This is a genomic window from Mycobacterium sp. (assembly GCF_035640695.1).
Classification (GTDB): domain Bacteria; phylum Actinomycetota; class Actinomycetes; order Mycobacteriales; family Mycobacteriaceae; genus Mycobacterium.
The window spans coordinates 1-17228 of the sequence record NZ_DASQVQ010000018.1 but is presented as its reverse complement, the minus strand read 5'-3'; the positions used below and the strand labels follow the sequence as shown (position 1 = coordinate 17228).

Below are 17228 nucleotides of genomic sequence, written 5' to 3'. Positions count from 1 at the left end.
CGTCCCGAACCTGCCGTCCGCGGCGCGCGACCGGCTACTCCGGCGATTGGGCAGCCAGCCGTGACGAGTTCGTCTGGTGTCGTGAGTCGTTAATTCGTTGGCAGTAATTGCCGATGCTGGCGAGGATTTGATCGGCGGTTTGGTCCCAACGTAGGGCCGGGAGGCGCTAATCCGAATGCTCGCCAGATCCGTGACACCGAGCGTCGCGGTGATCACCGCCTCGACCTGCTCGTCAGAGACCGTGCGCGGCCGGCCCGGCCGCGGCTCGTCCAACAGGCCCTCGAGCCGGCCGGCCACAAACCGCGTCCGCCACTTGCGCACGCTGCTGATATGGATGTCGAGCTTGTCGGCGATCGCGGTGTTGGTCGGTCAGATCCACAACAGGAGCGACACGATTTGGCACCTACCAGGTCTAAATCCCTACAGGTGAATTAACGACTCACGACCCTTGTGGGTTCGCTGGGTAGCGGCGGCTGCGATGGCTTGCGACGGCCGACGTGGGATGTGGCCCTCGGAGCCTGCTTGACAGAGAGTAGCGAAAATCCCCGGCTGGACATCCCCGCTGCCATAGGATCCCAAAGTGGGTAAACACGGTAACGGCGCCGGTGATGCGCTGTTCTCGAAGCCCGTGACCGGTGTGAGTCGTTTGGCCGCGGGAATGCGATGACGCCGATACTCAATAACCTCGACTGCCGATACTCCCCGGCGAATTCGTGGCGCCAATCGGATCCTCTGATGGCGGACCTCGGGATGCGCTCGGCGATTTTGGTTGCTGCGGCTGCGTGCCGGTCGACCTTTAGCGCGATGGCCCCGGTTCATTGTGCGCTGTAATGTGTCGACGCGACCCGACCATGATCACCGGATATTACGGGACCGACCTGGGGCGAGGAGTGAAATGACCCGAGTCGTCAAACGGGCGTGGATCCCAATCGTCATCGCGGTCGTCGTCGCCATCGCCGGCTTCTGTATCGACCGGCTCCAAAACGTCCTCGGTTCCCACGACCACCCTTCAGGCGCCAGCGCCAACTCTGCGGACCTGGTGCCCTTCAACCCCAAGCACGTGGCCTATGAGGTGTTCGGCCCCGCAGGAACCGTGGCAAGCATCAGCTACGTGGACGTCAACGCTGCGCCGCAGCGCGTTGACGACACGACCCTGCCGTGGTCGTACACCGTCACGACGACCCAGCCCGCGTTCTTCGCCAACGTGGTGGCGCAGGGCGACAGCGACGCCATCGGCTGCCGCATCATCGTGAACGGTGAAGTCAAGGACGAGCGGTCTGCAAACGGGATGAACGCCCAGACCTTTTGCCTGGTGAAGTCCGCGTGAGCAGCAGACACCAGGTGGAGCCGTTCATCCCCCGGGCGATCCACCGGCTGTCGGTGCCGGTCCTGCTGTTGTGGCTGGCGCTCATTGCCTTCTTGAATGTCGGTGTACCGCAGCTGGAAGCGGTTGCGAAAGCACATGCAGTGTCGCTGAGCCCCAACGACGCGCCGTCGATGCAGGCGATGAAGCGCATCGGTCACGTCTTCGGGGAGTTTGATTCCGACAGTGCGGTCATGATCGTCCTGGAAGGTGATACGCCGCTCGGCGACGACGCCCACCGGTATTACGACGACCTGATCCATAAACTCTCACAGGATACGAAGCATGTAGAGCACATTCAGGATTTGTGGGGCCATCCGCTGACGGCCCCGGGCGCGCAGAGCGATGACGGTAAGGCTGCATATGTTCAGGTCTATCTTGCCGGTAATATAGGCGAGAGCTTATCGAATGAGTCGGTCGAGGCGGTCAGGGACATCTTGGCCGATACACCCCCGCCGAGAGGGGTCAAGACGTATGTCACCGGCCCAGCGGCACTTTCCGCGGATTTGATCCACAGCGGCGACAAAAGCCTCGTACTCGTAACGACGGTAACTGTTGCGATGATCACGATAATGTTGCTTCTCGTCTACCGTTCTATCGTTACCGTATTCCTGGTACTCGTCATGGTGGGAATTGAGTTGGCCGCGGCCCGGGGAGTCGTCGCATTCCTTGGATACCACGAGATACTAGGACTTTCAACTTTCGCAGTTAATATTCTCACGTTACTCGCCATCGCCGCCGGAACAGACTATGCGATATTCCTCATCGGCCGTTATCAAGAGGCGCGTCAGGCCGGTGCGGACCGGGAAGCTGCCTATTTCACTACATTCCGCGGAACCGCCCACGTGATCTTGGCCTCGGGCCTGACAATCGCCGGTGCGACATACTGTCTCAGCTTCACTCGGCTTCCGTATTTTCAGACCCTGGGCGTTCCCTGCGCAGTTGGAATGGTCGTCGCGGTTGTGGCCGCATTGACCCTCGGGCCCGCGATGATCACTGTGGGCAGTCGTTTCGGTCTCTTCGACCCCACGCGAAAGATCACGAATCGGGGATGGCGGCGGGTAGGAACGGCTGTCGTCCGTTGGCCTGCACCAATTTTCGCCGCATCGTGTGTGCTCGCCCTCATCGGTCTGCTCGCCCTGCCGGGGTATAAGGCGAACTACGACGACCGCATGTACTTGCCTGCCGACATCCCGACTAATATCGGGTACGCGGCTGCCGACCGACATTTTTCTCCGGCCCGGTTGAATCCCGAAGTACTTATGATCGAGACCGATCACGATATGCGCAATCCGGCCGATATGCTCGTCATAGATAGGGTCACTAAAGGCGTCTTTCACGTTCCCGGTATCGGATTGGTGCAGAGCATCACCAGACCCTTAGGCGCTCCGATAGAGCACACGTCGATACCCTTCCAGATCAGCATGCAGGGTACCGTCCTGACCGAGAACATGGGGTTTATGAGAGACCGAATGGCCGACATGGAGAAAATGGCCGATGAGATCGCGCGCATGATCGCCACGATGCAGCGGATGCAGGCCGTGATCCACGGGGTGGTCGACTCCACCCATAACCTCGTTGCCGCGAGCAGGCAATTGGCAACCGACACAACCGAGATGAGAGATCACGTTGCGGATTTCGATGATTTCTTCAGACCGATCCGCAATTACTTCTACTGGGAACCGCATTGCTACAACATTCCCATTTGCTGGGCGCTGAGATCCGTGTTCGACGCAATAGATGGCATCGACAAGCTGAGCGACGACCTGATTTCTCTCACGAAAGAACTCGACAACTTGGATACCATCATGCCGCAATTGCTCACGACTCTGCCACCGATGATCACCAGCATGGAGAATATGCGGGCAATGATGCTGACAATGCACAGCACGTTCTCCGGGCTGATGAACCAGATGGAGGCTCTGCAGCAGAATTCCGCCGCCATGGGGCAGGCCTTCGACGCCGCTAAGAACGACGATTCCTTCTACCTGCCGCCCGAGGCATTCGACAACCCCGATTTCCAGCGCGGTCTGAAAGTGTTTCTGTCGCCGGACGGCAAGGCCGTCCGCTTCATCATCTCCCACGAAGGTGATCCCGCGACCCTCGAGGGCATGGCGCTAATCGATCCGATCAAGAACGCAGCGCGGGAGGCAGTCAAGGGCACCCCCCTGGCCAGGGCCAAGATCTCTGTTGCCGGCACCGCTGCCACCTACAAGGACCTGCGCGACCGCTCCGCCTACGATCTCCTGATCGCGGGAATAGCCTCGTTATGCCTAATTTTCGCCATCATGCTGATCATCACGCGAAGCCTGATTGCCGCGGCCGTAATCGTTGGCACGGTGGTTCTGTCGTTGGGCGCGTCCTTTGGACTTTCCGTACTCGTCTGGCAGCACATCCTGGGTATCGAATTGCACTGGATGGTGCTGGCGATGTCCGTCATCATCCTGTTGGCTGTGGGCTCTGACTACAACCTGCTCCTGGTCTCACGGTTCAAGCAGGAGATCGGCGCCGGATTGAAGACAGGAATCATCCGTGCGATGGCCGGTACGGGCGCGGTGGTGACCGCGGCTGGCCTGGTGTTCGCCTTCACCATGAGTTCGTTTGTGGTGAGCGATTTGCGCATTCTTGGTCAGGTGGGTACCACAATCGGTATGGGCCTACTGTTCGACACGCTGATCGTGCGTGCGTTCATGACGCCGTCTATCGCCGCGCTTCTGGGCCGCTGGTTCTGGTGGCCGCAGACTGTGCGCCCCCGCCCCGCTCGAGCACATCCAGTGGCGTCGCCCGCTTTCGCACAACACTGAGGCCTGAGTGTGACCGGCGCCTCGGGTGAACGCACCCCGGCACTTGAATTCAGAAGCGGTATGTGGTGCAGCCGACCTGCAGGCCCGAGCCGACGCTGACGATCAACCCGACGTCGCCCGTACTCACCCGCCCGTGCCGCCAGGCCTGCTCAAGGCCGTACGGCAGCGAAGAGGAGAATGGGTCGGAGTGGGCGGGCAGGTCGACGAATCGGGGGCTCGGGATGTTGATTCGCACCGCGAGTTCGGTGCGGTCCGCTGAGTGCAGGAACGGCGGGAACACGACAGCGATCTCGGAGCGGTCCAATCCCTCAAGCCGTAACAGTTCCTCGACAGCAGCGGGGATGCAGTCAAGGTAGTGGGCCGTCAGCTTCGGATCGCGGTCGATCTGGAGCCAGGTCTGCCCGTCGTCGTGGCGGGTGTACGTGGCGAGCGCGTCGGCGTGCTCCGGATGGTGATGGAAGACGAACCGGCCGAAGCCCGCCGTGCCGTCGGTTTTGCGCAATAGCACAGCCGAGCCAGTTTCGCTGATGCCGAGCAACGGATGGCCGCTTTCCGGGGTGTTGTTTTCTATCTCCGCGGCCACGACCATCGCGTGCTCGGCCTTTCCAGCGCCGATCATCTGGGTGGCGACATGGCACGCGTTCAGGAAGCCGACTGCGCCATTGAGCACATCGAAGGCGAGAGTCTTCGGGCCGTCGGGGGATTGCGCGTCGTCGTTGACTCCGAGCTCGCCGGCGATGAACGCGGCGATGGCCGGTTCGCTGACGTACTCATCCCGGTACACCCCGGCGTGGATCAGCAGGCCGATCGCCTCCCGGTCGAGTCCGCTGTCCTCGAGGCATGCCGCGGCGGCCTGCACCGCGAGTTGCACGGAACCCTGAGGCGCCGACGGGCTGGCCGCGACGGTGCCGACGCCGGCGATGCACACCCGAGGCGTCGCCGATGGCTCCATGGTGCGTCGGCCGGTCGAGCGGGCGAGGCCGGGCTGGCCATTGGACCCCCGGCGCAGTCGGTCCGGCAGATCGTCGAAAGTGTAGAGCCCAGCGCCGACAGTCTGTCCGGATCCGCTAACGGCGAAGACCGCATTGTCTCCGGACTTGATGCGATTCGCCAAGATGTGATCCTTAAGGGCCACAAAGTGTGTCGTGCTGGCGGTGTTGCCCCTCTCCGCGAGGTTGAAGATGGTGTTGCCCGGGTGGGCGGCCGCCGCTCCAAACGACCGGTTGAATGCGACGATCGCATCGTTCAGCGATGCTTCCGACGTCTGGTGGATGACAATGTGATCACAGTGCTCCGGTCGCCACCCGTGCCGCCGCATCACGCCGGAGACATAAGGCACCGCAGCCTTGACCGCGACCGCGGTCCCCGCGATGGAGTCGGTGACCATGGTCGCGCCGCCGAGAGGGCCGTCACTCACCTTGGCGACGCAGAGGTTGCTGTACTTCCCGAACGTGGCCATATCGATGTCGTGGAAGCCGACGCGGTTGTTGGCGCCGCGTTCCAGAATCACTGCCGCGCCGGCGTCGCCGAGGGTTAGGCAAGCAAGTCGCGCATCCATCGGCCCCTCGATTTCCCTCTGCGCGGTATTGGTCAGGTGGGTGATGTATTCGCCACTGACCACCATTGCGCGCTGGACCAGTCCGGTCTGCAGAAACGCGTCGGCCACGTTGATGCCGGTCCACATCCCGGCGCACGCGTTGGTGACGTCGAAGGCCAAGGCGTTTGCCAGGCCGCATTGCTCCCGTAATCTTGCCGCGGTGCTGGGCTCGAACACGAATTTGTACCCGGGTCCGTCGCAGCGGGAGATATTGCAGGAGATGACCAGATCGATCTCCTCGGGCCCGTAGCTCGAGCGTGCCAGGCAGTCAACTATCGCCTGCCGCGCGAGGTCGATCGAGAACTCGCGGCGTCCCGCCATCCGCCGGTTCTTGATGCCGGTCAGGCGCTCCAAGGGGATACCGATTTCGTTGACGCATCCGGCGAGGACGGTTTCGGTCGAAACGACCTCAGCGGGCAGGTACGTGCCGATGCTTTCGATCACCGTGTTTCGCGTCTTCTGGCTGACCGCGCGCACGGGCACCGGAGAACTTGGTGCGGCGGGCTCAGCCTCGACCGCGTCGGAGCCGACGTCCTGCCGGCCGTTCCCGTCTCTCGGCCCGTCGCCGCGATCCGCGCCGTCCTTCGCGGCCTCGGCGTACTCGGCGGCCAGCTCGGCGATCGTGCCGCACAAGAACACCGATTCAGGTGTTAGCGGCAGGCCAGCCGCTTTAGCTTTGACTGCGACCTCCAGGCTGTGGGTCGAGCAGCCACCGAGGGCGAAGAAGTCGTCGTGAACGCCTATCCGGTCCACATCGAGCACGTCCCGCCAAATCTCGGCGAGGATCTTCTCGGCTGGCGTACGCGGAGCGACGAACGCCGCCTCCTGCACCGGCGCTGCTTCGGCCGCCGCCGCTAAGGCCCGGCGGTCCACCTTTCCGCTCGAGGTGCGAGGGAATGCCTCCGTCACACAAAAGACGGCTGGCACCATAGCCGAGGGGAGCCGCTCAAGGAGGAATCGGCGCAGCTCGGCCGTGCTCGGCGCAACCTCACCCGCCGCCACGACGTGGCCGACAAGCCGGGGATTGCCGCGGCCGTCGTTCCCGGCCACCACCGCGCTCTCCCGAACTCCGGGGTGTTGCTCCAGTGCAGCCTCCACCTCGGCCGGCTCGATCCGCACGCCGCGGACCTTCACCTGGTCATCGAGACGTCCCAGGTACTCGATGTTGCCGTCCGGTAGGTACCGCGCCAGATCGCCGGTGCGGTACAGCAGCTGGCCGAGATCGTCGGCGAACGGATCGGGGATGAAGCTTGCGGCCGTTGCGTCGGGTCGGTTGAGGTAGCCGCGGCCCACCCCGACGCCGCCGATGCACAGCTCCCCCGGCACACCCACCGGCACCGGCTGGAGATGGGCGTCCAAGAGATGTACGCGCACGTTGGCGATCGGTCGCCCGATCGGGACCGTCGGGCCGGGCGCGCCGCGCTTGCACTGAAAGTAGGTGGCGGTGATCGCGGCCTCCGCGGGGCCATACTCGTTCCACAGCTCGGCGTCCAGCGTGGCCAGGAAGCGCTGAGCGAGCTCGTAGGGCACCACTTCGCCGCCGCACGATACCCGGCGCAGCCCGACGCAGGCCGTCACTGCCTCCTCAGCGAGGAACGCACGCAACATCGACGCCACGAAAAACGCTGCGGTGACTGACTTCTCGGCGATGGTCCGAACAAGGTAACCGGTGTCCTTGTGGCCATCGGGTTTCGCGATGACGAGCCGTGCGCCGGCAATCAACGGCCAGAAGATCTCCAACACCGAGACGTCGAAGGTCACCGGCGTCTGATGGAGCACCCGATCGTCGGCGGTGAGCGGGTCCGTCTGCTGCATCCACAGCAGCCGGTTGCGGATCCCGGCATGGGTGTTCAGCGCGGCCTTCGGCACACCCGTGGAGCCGGAGGTGAAGATGACATAGGCGAGGCTCGCCGACGTCGTGCCGGCAGGGGCCGCGACGGCGTTCTCGGCCAGCGCCGCCGGCAGCTCGTCGAGGCACAGCCGATGGCCACCGAACCCGGGCAGTCGTTCCAGATGTCGCCGGTGCGTCACACAGACGGGTAGGCCCGGCGCGTCGGACAGCATGGCCGCTATGCGGCTCGTGGGTTGCGCCGGGTCTAGCGGCATGACCGCGCCACCCGCTTTCAGGACGGCCAGCAGGGCCACGACGAGGTCTGCTGAGCGGTCCAAAAGGACAGGAACGATGGTGTCCGGGCCCACACCCAGGCGCTGCAGCCGATGTCCCAGCGCATCGGCCCGCCGGTCGAGTTCCGTGTACGTCAGCTCGCTGTCCTCGTACGACACTGCGATGGCGGTCGGATTGCGTCGAGCGGTTGCCGCCACTATCTCGTGCAGGCACTCGGGCGCGTCGTAGCAGACCCGGGTCTCGTTCCACGCCGCCTGCTCACGGCGCTCCGTTTCGGTGAGAAGTGGCAGCTCCGACAACCGCTTGCCGGGATCCGCGACGATGCCTTCGAGGAGCGTTGCGAAGTGCCCGGCCATCCGCTCGATCGTGGCTTCATCGAACAGGTCGGTGTTGTACTGCAACGCGCAGACCAGCTCGCCGTCCCTCTCGCCCATCAGCATCATCAAGTCAAGGGGCGCACCGCCCTGGCCGATGTGGATGGTCTCCAGGTCAAGCGCCGCCCGATTCGGGGTAGCGCCCGTACCGTCCGGGCCGTCGCGGAAGCGGCGGTGCTGTTCCCAGGCGAACGAGACCTGGAAGAGCGGTGCGTGGCCCGGGTCGCGAACGGGCCGGAGCCGCTCGACGAGCAGCGTGAACGGATAGTCCTGGTGCGCAAGTGCATCCAGAACCGTCTCCCTGACGCGGCCGAGCAGTGACGTGAACGTCGGGTCGCCGTGCAGGTCGGTGCGCAGAACCAGCGGGTTGGCAAGATAGCCGACCACACCCTCCACCCCGGCATGCTCGCGGCACGCGAATGGTGAGCCGATGAGGAGGTCGTCGTGGCCGCTGTATCGGTGCAGCAAGGTCGCATACGCGGCGAAGAGCGTCATGTACGGTGTCGCGCCAACGCTTTGGCCTGCCTTCTTCAGCCCAGCGGTAAACCGACTGTCGAGGGTGAAGCGGTGTACCGCCCCGCGGTAGGTCTGAGCCACCGGTTGCGGCCGGTCGATGGGCAAGCGCAGGATCGGCAGGTCGCCGGCCAGCTGCTCTTGCCAGTACTGCCAGAGGCGTTCCCCGTCCTCACCCGCCAGCATCCGCATCTGCCGGTCCACATGGTCGATGTAGCGCTCCGGGCACGGCGGAGGCGGCTCGGCACCGCGTTGTGCGGCGTAAAGCAGGCGCAGCTCGTCGAGAATCACGTCGATAGACCAGAAGTCGACGGCGATGTGATGCAACACCAAGACAAGCACATGCTCGTGGGGTGTGCGCCGTACCAGAGTCAACCGGAACACCGGGCCGGTTTCCAAGTCGAACGGACGATTGGATTCCCGGCGTAGCCACTCATCGAGCGCACGCTCATCGGAGCCGATGTCGTGTCGGGCGATCCGCACCGGCCACTGTGGATGGACTAGTTGAACCGGTTGGTCGTCACGCACGGTATAGGTAGTGCGTAGTATCGCGTGCCGGTCCACAAGCGCCTGCGCGGCGTGTTCCAGCGCGGGCACATCCAGGTCGCCGCTGATCCGACCGGCGTAGGTGATGGTGTAGGCGGGGCTGCCAGGCGCGAGTCGATGCAGAAACCACATGGACCGCTGCCCGTACGATAACGGATGCGCCGACGCCGAAACCTCCGCTCGCTCTTTGAGCAAGCGCGACAGCAGCACACGCTTCTCCCCGGCGGAGAGGCTGGCGATGTCAATGGACGTATCTGGACCCTCCCCGGCGGCCAGCACCTCACGAAGCAGTTCATCCACGTCGTCGTCTGAAAGATCCGGCACCTGGCCAAGCAGGTCGATCCAACGTGCGCCGGCGACATCGGTCGCGTCCTGCGCCGGCACCCCGTTAGGCTGCGTCGCGCTCGGATTGGCTGACACGGTCGGATCCAGCTGCGTCGGACGGCCGCCGGAGAGCTGGTCGCCGAGCCAGTCGGCTAGACCGGCGACGCTTGGCCACTCCAGCAGCTTGACGACCGGCACCACGATGCCCAAGTCGCGTTCGATCTGGGCACGCAGCTCGGCCGCGATGAGCGAGTCGACCCCGAGGTGGTTGAGGGGCAACTGTATGTCCAGGCGCGATGGTGTCAGACCCAGTTTGCTGGCAGCGTGATCGCGCAAATACGCCTCGAGCAGCCGTTGACGCTCCTGCCCGGGTGCGCAGCGCAGTATGTCAATGCCGGCTTCGAATCCACGCGCGTCGCCAGCGGGCGGATCACCGCCCAGCGACCGCGAAACCACCTCCCGCAGCAGGCTCTTCCCGGCGCCGAAGGCGCCCGTCGCCGCGGCCGAGACATATTTCATTAGGGTCGCCGGCGGCAGGACGACCAAACCATTGAGCCGGTGGTTGTTCGGCATCGGCTCGGTGCCGGTCTCGATTTCGGAGGACACCAGCCGCTGCGGCGCAGCGCGGCGCGCCGAAGAACTGCTCTCGGCGGTGGTGCCGAGCCAGAAACGATCGCGCTGCCAGGGGTAGGTGGGCGCGGCCACGCATCGGCCACCCCACGGGTGCAGGTGCTCCCAGGCAACCGACTGACCGCGGCTGTAGAGCGTGCCCAGCGACGCAAGCATGGTGGCGCGGTCCCCCTCGTCACGGCGCAAGGACGACAGCAGCGTGCAGCTGCGGCCTAAGTCATTCGCATCCTGGTATATCGCGTTCAGCAGCATCGGATGCGGGCTGATCTCCAGGAACGTGTCATGGCCGCGGCCGAGTAGCTGCCGCACTGCGGCCGAAAAGCGCACGGTCGAGCAGAGGTTGTCGGCCCAATACGCATCGTCGAGCGCCCGGCCGTTCAGCAGGCTCCCCGTCACCGTGGAGTACATGGGTACCTTCACCGTCCCTGGCTGGAGCGCGGCCAGCATGTTCCGGAGATCTGCTCGCAGCCCGTCCATTTCGGGACTGTGGGACGCCACGTCGACATTCAGCCAGCGGGTGGATCGGCCACGCTCCTGCAGCTCCGTTACGACATCGATCAACCCCCGCATATCGCCGGAGAGCACCGTCGATCGATGGCTGTTGTGCGCCGCCACCGCGACTCGACTCTGCCGGCCGGCAATGAGCTCCTGTGCCTCTGCGGGAGAAAGCTCGGCGGCTATCATCGCCCCGCGGCCACTTGCCCGCCGGAGCAGGCGGGCTCGCCCGCAGATCAGCAGAGCGGCGTCTTCCAGGCTGAGGGCGCCCGCCACGTGTGCCGCCGCCACCTCGCCCATGCCGTGCCCTATGACGGCCTCAGGCTCGACCCCCCAGGACCGCCACAGTGCGGCCAACGCCACCTGGACGGCGAAGATGGCGGGCTGGACGATGCCGACGTCGCTCAGCCGGGAATCGGTACGGTCGGCGAGAATTTCGCTGAGCGGGGATCCTTCCAGGTGTGGGCGCACGGCGCGGTCGCATTTGGCCAGCGCATCCCGGAACGTCGGCTCGCGCGAATACAACCGCTGTCCCATGCCGCACCACTGCGAGCCCTCGCCGGAGAAGAGGAAGACCACGCCCGGTCGCCCGCCGGGAGCGCATCGTCCGGTGGACAGTCCGGGATGGGGCACTCCCTCGCGGTAGGCGGCGAGGGACTCAGACAACTCCGCGGGCGAGCCGCCCACCACCGCCAAGCGGTGGCCGTGGTGGCTGCGACGCGCGCCCGCCGTGTAGCAAAGGTCGGCAAGCGGCGCCCCAGCCATCAGCGCCAGCTCGTACCGGCTTGCCAGTGCGGCAAGGGCTTCCGGGGACCGGGCGGACAGCGGGAGGAGCTCCGTGCGATCCTCCGCCGTGTTGTCCTCGGGTTCCGTGATCCGAACGTGCGGAGCCTCCGCCAGGACGACGTGCGCGTTGGTGCCGCCGAAGCCGAATGCGCTGACTCCGGCTACTGCTCGGCCGCCGTTCTCTGGCCATGGCGTGAGGGTGTCCGCAACCCGCAACGGCAGGCTGTCGAACGGAATGTTCGGATTCGGCTCCGCGAAGTTCAGACTCGCCGGGATCGCCCGGTGGCGGAGCGCCAACGCTACTTTGATGAGTCCGGCGACTCCGGCCGCAGCCTCCAGGTGGCCAATGTTCGTCTTGACCGAACCGATCAGGCACCGGCTGTCCGGTGTCCGGCCCTCCGCGAGGATGGTGCCTAGCGCCTCCGCTTCGATTGCGTCGCCGAGGACTGTGCCCGAGCCTTGCGCTTCCACGTACTGCACCGCACCGGGCGATACACCCGCGCGCCGGTAGGCCTCGGCCAAGACGGCTTCCTGGGACAGCCGGTTGGGCGCCATTAACCCATTCGTTCGCCCGTCCTGGTTGATGGCACTGCCACGGATCACCGCGTAGATGGGGTCGGCATCGGCGAGGGCTTGACTCAACGGCTTGAGGACGACGATCCCGGCGCCTTCGCCGCGTACCCATCCGTCCGCCCGGGCGTCGAAAGTCTTGCAGCGGCCATCCGCCGCCGTCACGCCAGCCCTACTGAAGCTCACACCTATCGCCGGCGACACGATGACGTTAACGCCGCCGGCCAAGGCGAGAGTGCAGCCGCCGTCGCGCAGGCTGCGGCATGCCAGATCGATGGCGACCAATGACGACGAGCACGCGGTGTCGACCGCCATGCTCGGCCCACGGAAGTCGTAAAAGTAGGAGAGCCGGTTGGCGGCGATGCTCATTGCGCTTCCGGTTCCGGTGTAGGCGTCGATGAGCGCAGGCTGGCCAAGTTGGAAGTTTCCGTAATCGGATGTGGAGATGCCGACGAACACGCCGGTTCGGCTGCCGGCAAGCCGCTCCGGCACCTGCCCGGCGTCCTCCAGCGCTTCCCACGCCACCTCAAGCATCAGGCGTTGCTGCGGGTCCGTTCGCGCCGCCTCCCGCGGCGAGATGCCGAAAAACTGCGGGTCGAACCGGTCGATCTGATCCAGGAACCCGCCCCAACGGGTGGTCGCGTTCACCGAGGCGTCCGCGTCCCAGCGGTCCGGCGGTATCTCGGTGACGGCGTCCACTCCGTCGCAGAGCAGCCGCCAGAAGTCCGACGGCCCATCGGCACCGGGGAACCGGCAGCCGATGCCGATAATCGCGATGGGCTCGCCCGCGCCGTTGGCGCGCACTCCGCCGTTGCTCTCGGCCGCTGCGGTGGTGCGTGTGTCGGCGGGTGCGTCGTCGGCGTCCTCGGCCAAGTGGCGGGACAGGAGGTCAATGGTGGGGTAGTCGTACGCGAGCGTTGGCGACATCTTGCGTCCGAGCCAGGCTTCCAGCTCGGTGGTCAGCCGGATGGAATGGACGGAGTCAAGGCCGTAATAAGCGAACGGTTGGGATGTGTCGATCTCCGTCGGTATTAGGCCCAGCTCCGCAGAGAGCCGTGAGACGAACCAGGCCGCGATCTCGTCCGCGCCGCGCCCGGCGCGTCCGCGTGGCTCCTCGGCAGGCAGTGCGGAAGGTTGCGGATCGCGCGAAGTTGGTGCATGCCACTCAGCCAACACCTCGAGTTGGCCGTCGAGGAACCGCTGCCGGCAGGTGCTCCGCCGAATCTTTCCGCTCGAAGTTGTCGGGATCCGTAAGGGTTCCACGAGAACGACGGCGTGCGCCTGGATGTCATGCGCAGCGGTGATCGCGGTCCGGATCGCGCCGATGACCTCGCTGAGGTCGGCTTCGCCGACCTGGCTGCGGTCCACCTCTTGCACCACGATGAGCCGTTCGGAACCACCCGACTCCGGCGTGACAGCGAAGGCCGCTCCGCGGCCGCTCAGCAGCGCCGGATGTGTTCCTTGCGCCGTGGCCTCGATGTCGTTGGGGTAATAGTTACGGCCGCGGATGATGACGAGATCCTTGAGCCGTCCCGGGACGAACAGCTCGCCGTCGAGTAGGAACCCCAGGTCCCCCGTGCGTAGGAAAGGTCCGCGCCCCGTTTCGGAGAGAAACGCCGAGAACGTTTCCTTCGTTTCGGCCGGCTTGCCCAAGTACCCTTGCGCGACGCTGGCCCCGCCGACCCAGATCTCTCCCACCTCGTGGGGCCGGCATGGCCGGCGGGTCAGCGGATCCACGATGACGATCTCCTGGCCGTGTGAGGCCTGACCACACCCTATTAGCACCGTGGCGGCGGGATGCTCCGGCGCGACGGCCACGACCTCGTGCCCGCGCAGCGCGACGCCGTCCACATGTCGCACCGCCGGCGCGGCACCGTACTCGGCTCTTCCGGACACCAACAACGTCGCCTCCGCCAGCCCGTACACCGGGTGGAACGTCTCCGGCCGAAACCCAGCGGGGGCGAACGCTTCAGCGAACCGCTGCAGGGTCGCAGCGCGCACCGGCTCCGCGCCGCAGTACGCCCGTGACCAATTGGACAGGTCGAGCGCCGCGCGCTCCTCGGCGCTGGTGGTGTCGACGCACAGGTCGAGGGCGAAGTTCGGCCCGACACTGACGCCGGCGCCAGACCGGGAAATAGCTTCCAGCCACCGCATTGGCCTCTGAATAAAAGCCGCCGGCGGCATCAGGGCGCAATTGCCCCCCACGTAGAGGACTGCAAGGACACCCCCGATGAGACCCATGTCGTGATGGAGCGGCAGCCAGCTCACGACGTGCGTGTTGTCCCCTTGCCCCAAGTCCCTTCCGATGGCTTCGAGGTTGGCGATCAGGTTGCGGTGGGTGAGCACAACGCCTTTCGGCGTGGTCGTCGAGCCCGAGGTGTACTGAACGAAGGCGGTTGCGCTCGGGTCGAGGTCTGGTGGGACCCACTCCGCGGCGGCGTCTGGGGCGACGGCGTCCGTCACACTCCACCGCAGGGAGCCCCCATCGGGCAAGCCGTCCACCACAGCCTTGAGCTCCGCTTGCGTCTCGGCAGTGCTCAGCACGAAGCCCGCTTGGGTGTCCGCGACAATCGACGCGACGCGCGAGATCAGCCGGTTGTGCACCGGTGGGTGCACTGGTACCGCGACGGCTCCGGCGTAGAAACACCCGAAGAGACCGGCGATGAAGTCCAAGCCCGAAGGGCACAAGACCAGTACGCGTTCGCCCGCAGCGCCCTGTCGGTGCAAACTCGACGCGATAGCTCGGGCCCTGGTGTCCAGCTCGCGGTAGGTGAGCCGACCATGTTCTGCTTCGCCATCGGGGGAATAGTCGAACGCAACCTTGTCTCCATAGCGTTCGGCTCTGTCCCTCAAAAGCTCCAGCAAAGTAGCAGGCACGGTGAATCCCCTTGCTTCTTGCGTCTTGCCATCAATATTCCATTCACGCGGCAAATCGGCCGTGGCGAATGTGACCGCTGTGATGCCGCTGCCGGCTCCCCGTACCGTTACGAGGCGTTAAATTAACGCACACGCCAGAGGCGCCGTGCGGAAACCTTCAAACCGTTGCCCGAAACGTTGACTCCGCAAAGATCTGGGGTGTGGCGGGCGTCACACTCCGCCGGCAAAACCATGCTGGCGCCACGCCTCGTACACGGCGATCGCCGCAGCGTTGGACAGGTTTAGCGATCTCCGGCCGGCCAGCATCGGAATTCGAACCCGTTCGGTGATGTGCGGGTCGGTCAGTGTTTCGCAATCCAGTCCCGTCGGTTCCGGCCCGAACATCAGCACATCGCCGCGCTGGTAGGCGACATCGGCGAACGGCGTATTGCCGTGTGCGGTAAAGGCGAACACCCGCGCTGGCGCCATCGCTTGCCATGCGGCGGGCAATGACTCATGCACGCTCACCGAGGCGAGGTCGTGATAATCCAGGCCCGCCCGCCGCAATTTCGGTTCTGACAGATCGAAGCCCAGTGGTTGCACAAGATGCAGTTCGCAGCCCGTGGCCGCGACCATGCGGATCGCGTTGCCGGTGTTCGGCGCGATCCGCGGGGAGTAAAACAGCACGCGGAACACCGGGTCGATGATCGTCCGGCAGGCATCAACGAGGCGACTCGGGGTAGCCGGGGCCGGGCTCCGCTAATATTTGCTCGGCGCCGCTAACGCAATTCCATGCAAGCTCTGTGAAGTCTGTCTGTTCAGTAAGAATTGGTGGTGCCCCTGGGCAATCCCTGACATACTCGTCGAATTGCCAGGCGTTTACCGCCCGCCCGACCATGGGTTGAATGAGCAGGAAGCCTTATGAACCAAGCGTTAATACCCAAATTCGGACCAGCGGTCGGTCGCGTGGCCGCGGTCCAGTGACCGCGTTCGCGCCGCCGGTACCGGCGGGAGACACCGCACCCGAAAACGAATCCGACAACGCATCAGACAAGGCCAAGCCGCCCCAACGGCCGTCGAGATGGTCGTTGGAGAACTGGCCGGTTGGCTGGAAGGTGCTGGCGATCGTGCTGGTGCCGATCGTGCTCGCGGGCACGTTCGGCGGCTTCCGGATCTACAACAGCGTCACCGACTACCGCGCCCTTCGGCTGGCGGCCGACCGGGCGCAACTGGTGCAGCCGATCGAAAGCTTCATGTCGGCGATGGACGCCGTGCTGCTGGCCAGCGCCGGTACCGGTGATCCGCCGTCGGCGTTGCGCGACTTCGACGCACGCCGATCCGAACTTCAACAGCGGCTGAAGGACACCGACGTGGCGCCGGGCGTGCGCTCGGGCGTCACCGGTGTGCTGAACGCGGGTCAGCAGCTGCGCGACCAGGTCGCGTCCAACAGCATCAACGTGCGCCAGCAGGTCATCGAGTACGCGCCGATGCTGCTCGCCGCCCAAGACGCGATCACCGGATCGGTGCGCGTCGACGACGAGGCGATCCGCGGCCAGGCACAGGGTCTCAGCCGCGCCGTCGGGCTGCGAAGCCAGATGCTGATGCAGCGGCTGCTGGTGATCCGCGGTGGCGAGTTGCCGGAGCCCGAATTGCGCACGTCGATGATCACGATCGCGGGTACCGAGCCGTCGACGTTGCAGGGATTGGGCCAGCTGCTCGGGGCAGGATCGCCGGACGTGGTAACGCTGCGCGAGCAGATGGTCAGGCGGATGGCACTCATGGGTGATCCGGCCGCCGTGCTGGTGAACAACCCGGACCTGCGCCAGTCCATCCAGACCTCGGATCAGATCGCCACCAAGGTCATCGACAGCACCACGTCGTCGCTGATGAAGGCGGTAAACGACAGGGCGGCCGCCAGCCGGTCCGCCGCGCTTCGCGACACCGCGATCGTGCTCGCCGCAATTGTGGCCGCGCTGCTGCTGGTGGTCCTGGTGGCCCGCTCGCTGGTGCGGCCGCTGCGCAGCTTGCGCGCCGGGGCGCTGCAGGTTGCCCACGAGGACCTGGCCGACGAAATCGCGAGAGTGAGGGCGGGCGACGAGCCCGCGCCGATCGAGCCGATTCCGGTGTACACCTCCGAGGAGATCGGGCAGGTCGCGCACGCGGTCGACGAGCTGCATGAGCAGGCGCTGCTGCTGGCCGGCGAGCAGGCCGCCCTGCAACACCAGATCGCGGACATGTTCGAGAC

5 protein-coding genes and 1 pseudogene are annotated in these 17228 nt (G+C 65.3%); 3 read left to right on the top strand and 3 right to left on the bottom strand.

The annotated features are described in order from the left end of the window. Positions 1-161: 161 nt before the first annotated feature. Positions 162-366: pseudogene (locus VE759_RS02490) on the bottom strand (helix-turn-helix domain-containing protein); the annotation flags it as partial. A gap of 529 nt (positions 367-895) precedes the next feature. Here VE759_RS02490 and VE759_RS02485 point away from each other — a divergent pair. Both VE759_RS02485 and VE759_RS02480 read left to right on the top strand, forming a co-directional pair. Next, the gene (locus tag VE759_RS02485; RefSeq protein WP_324927908.1) at positions 896-1327 is read left to right on the top strand and encodes an MmpS family transport accessory protein; all 432 of its coding nucleotides are present in this window, start codon (positions 896-898) and stop codon (positions 1325-1327) included. Then, positions 1324-4167, top strand: coding sequence for an MMPL family transporter (locus VE759_RS02480; RefSeq protein WP_324927906.1), 2844 nt, complete (start codon positions 1324-1326; stop codon positions 4165-4167). Before VE759_RS02485 ends, VE759_RS02480 begins: the two co-directional genes overlap by 4 nt. A gap of 49 nt (positions 4168-4216) precedes the next feature. Here the strand turns inward: VE759_RS02480 and VE759_RS02475 are convergent, their stop codons facing one another. Next, the gene (locus tag VE759_RS02475) at positions 4217-15004 is read right to left on the bottom strand and encodes a non-ribosomal peptide synthetase/type I polyketide synthase (protein ID WP_324927904.1); all 10788 of its coding nucleotides are present in this window, start codon (positions 15002-15004) and stop codon (positions 4217-4219) included. A 210-nt stretch (positions 15005-15214) separates the two neighbouring features. Beyond that, positions 15215-15679, bottom strand: a complete 465-nt coding sequence (locus VE759_RS02470; protein ID WP_324927902.1) for a tRNA (cytidine(34)-2'-O)-methyltransferase — start codon at positions 15677-15679, stop codon at positions 15215-15217. A gap of 284 nt (positions 15680-15963) precedes the next feature. Between VE759_RS02470 and VE759_RS02465 the strand changes: the two genes are divergently transcribed. Further along, positions 15964-17228, top strand: a 1265-nt coding sequence (locus VE759_RS02465; RefSeq protein WP_324927900.1) for a HAMP domain-containing protein, incomplete at its 3' end; no start/stop codon positions are given.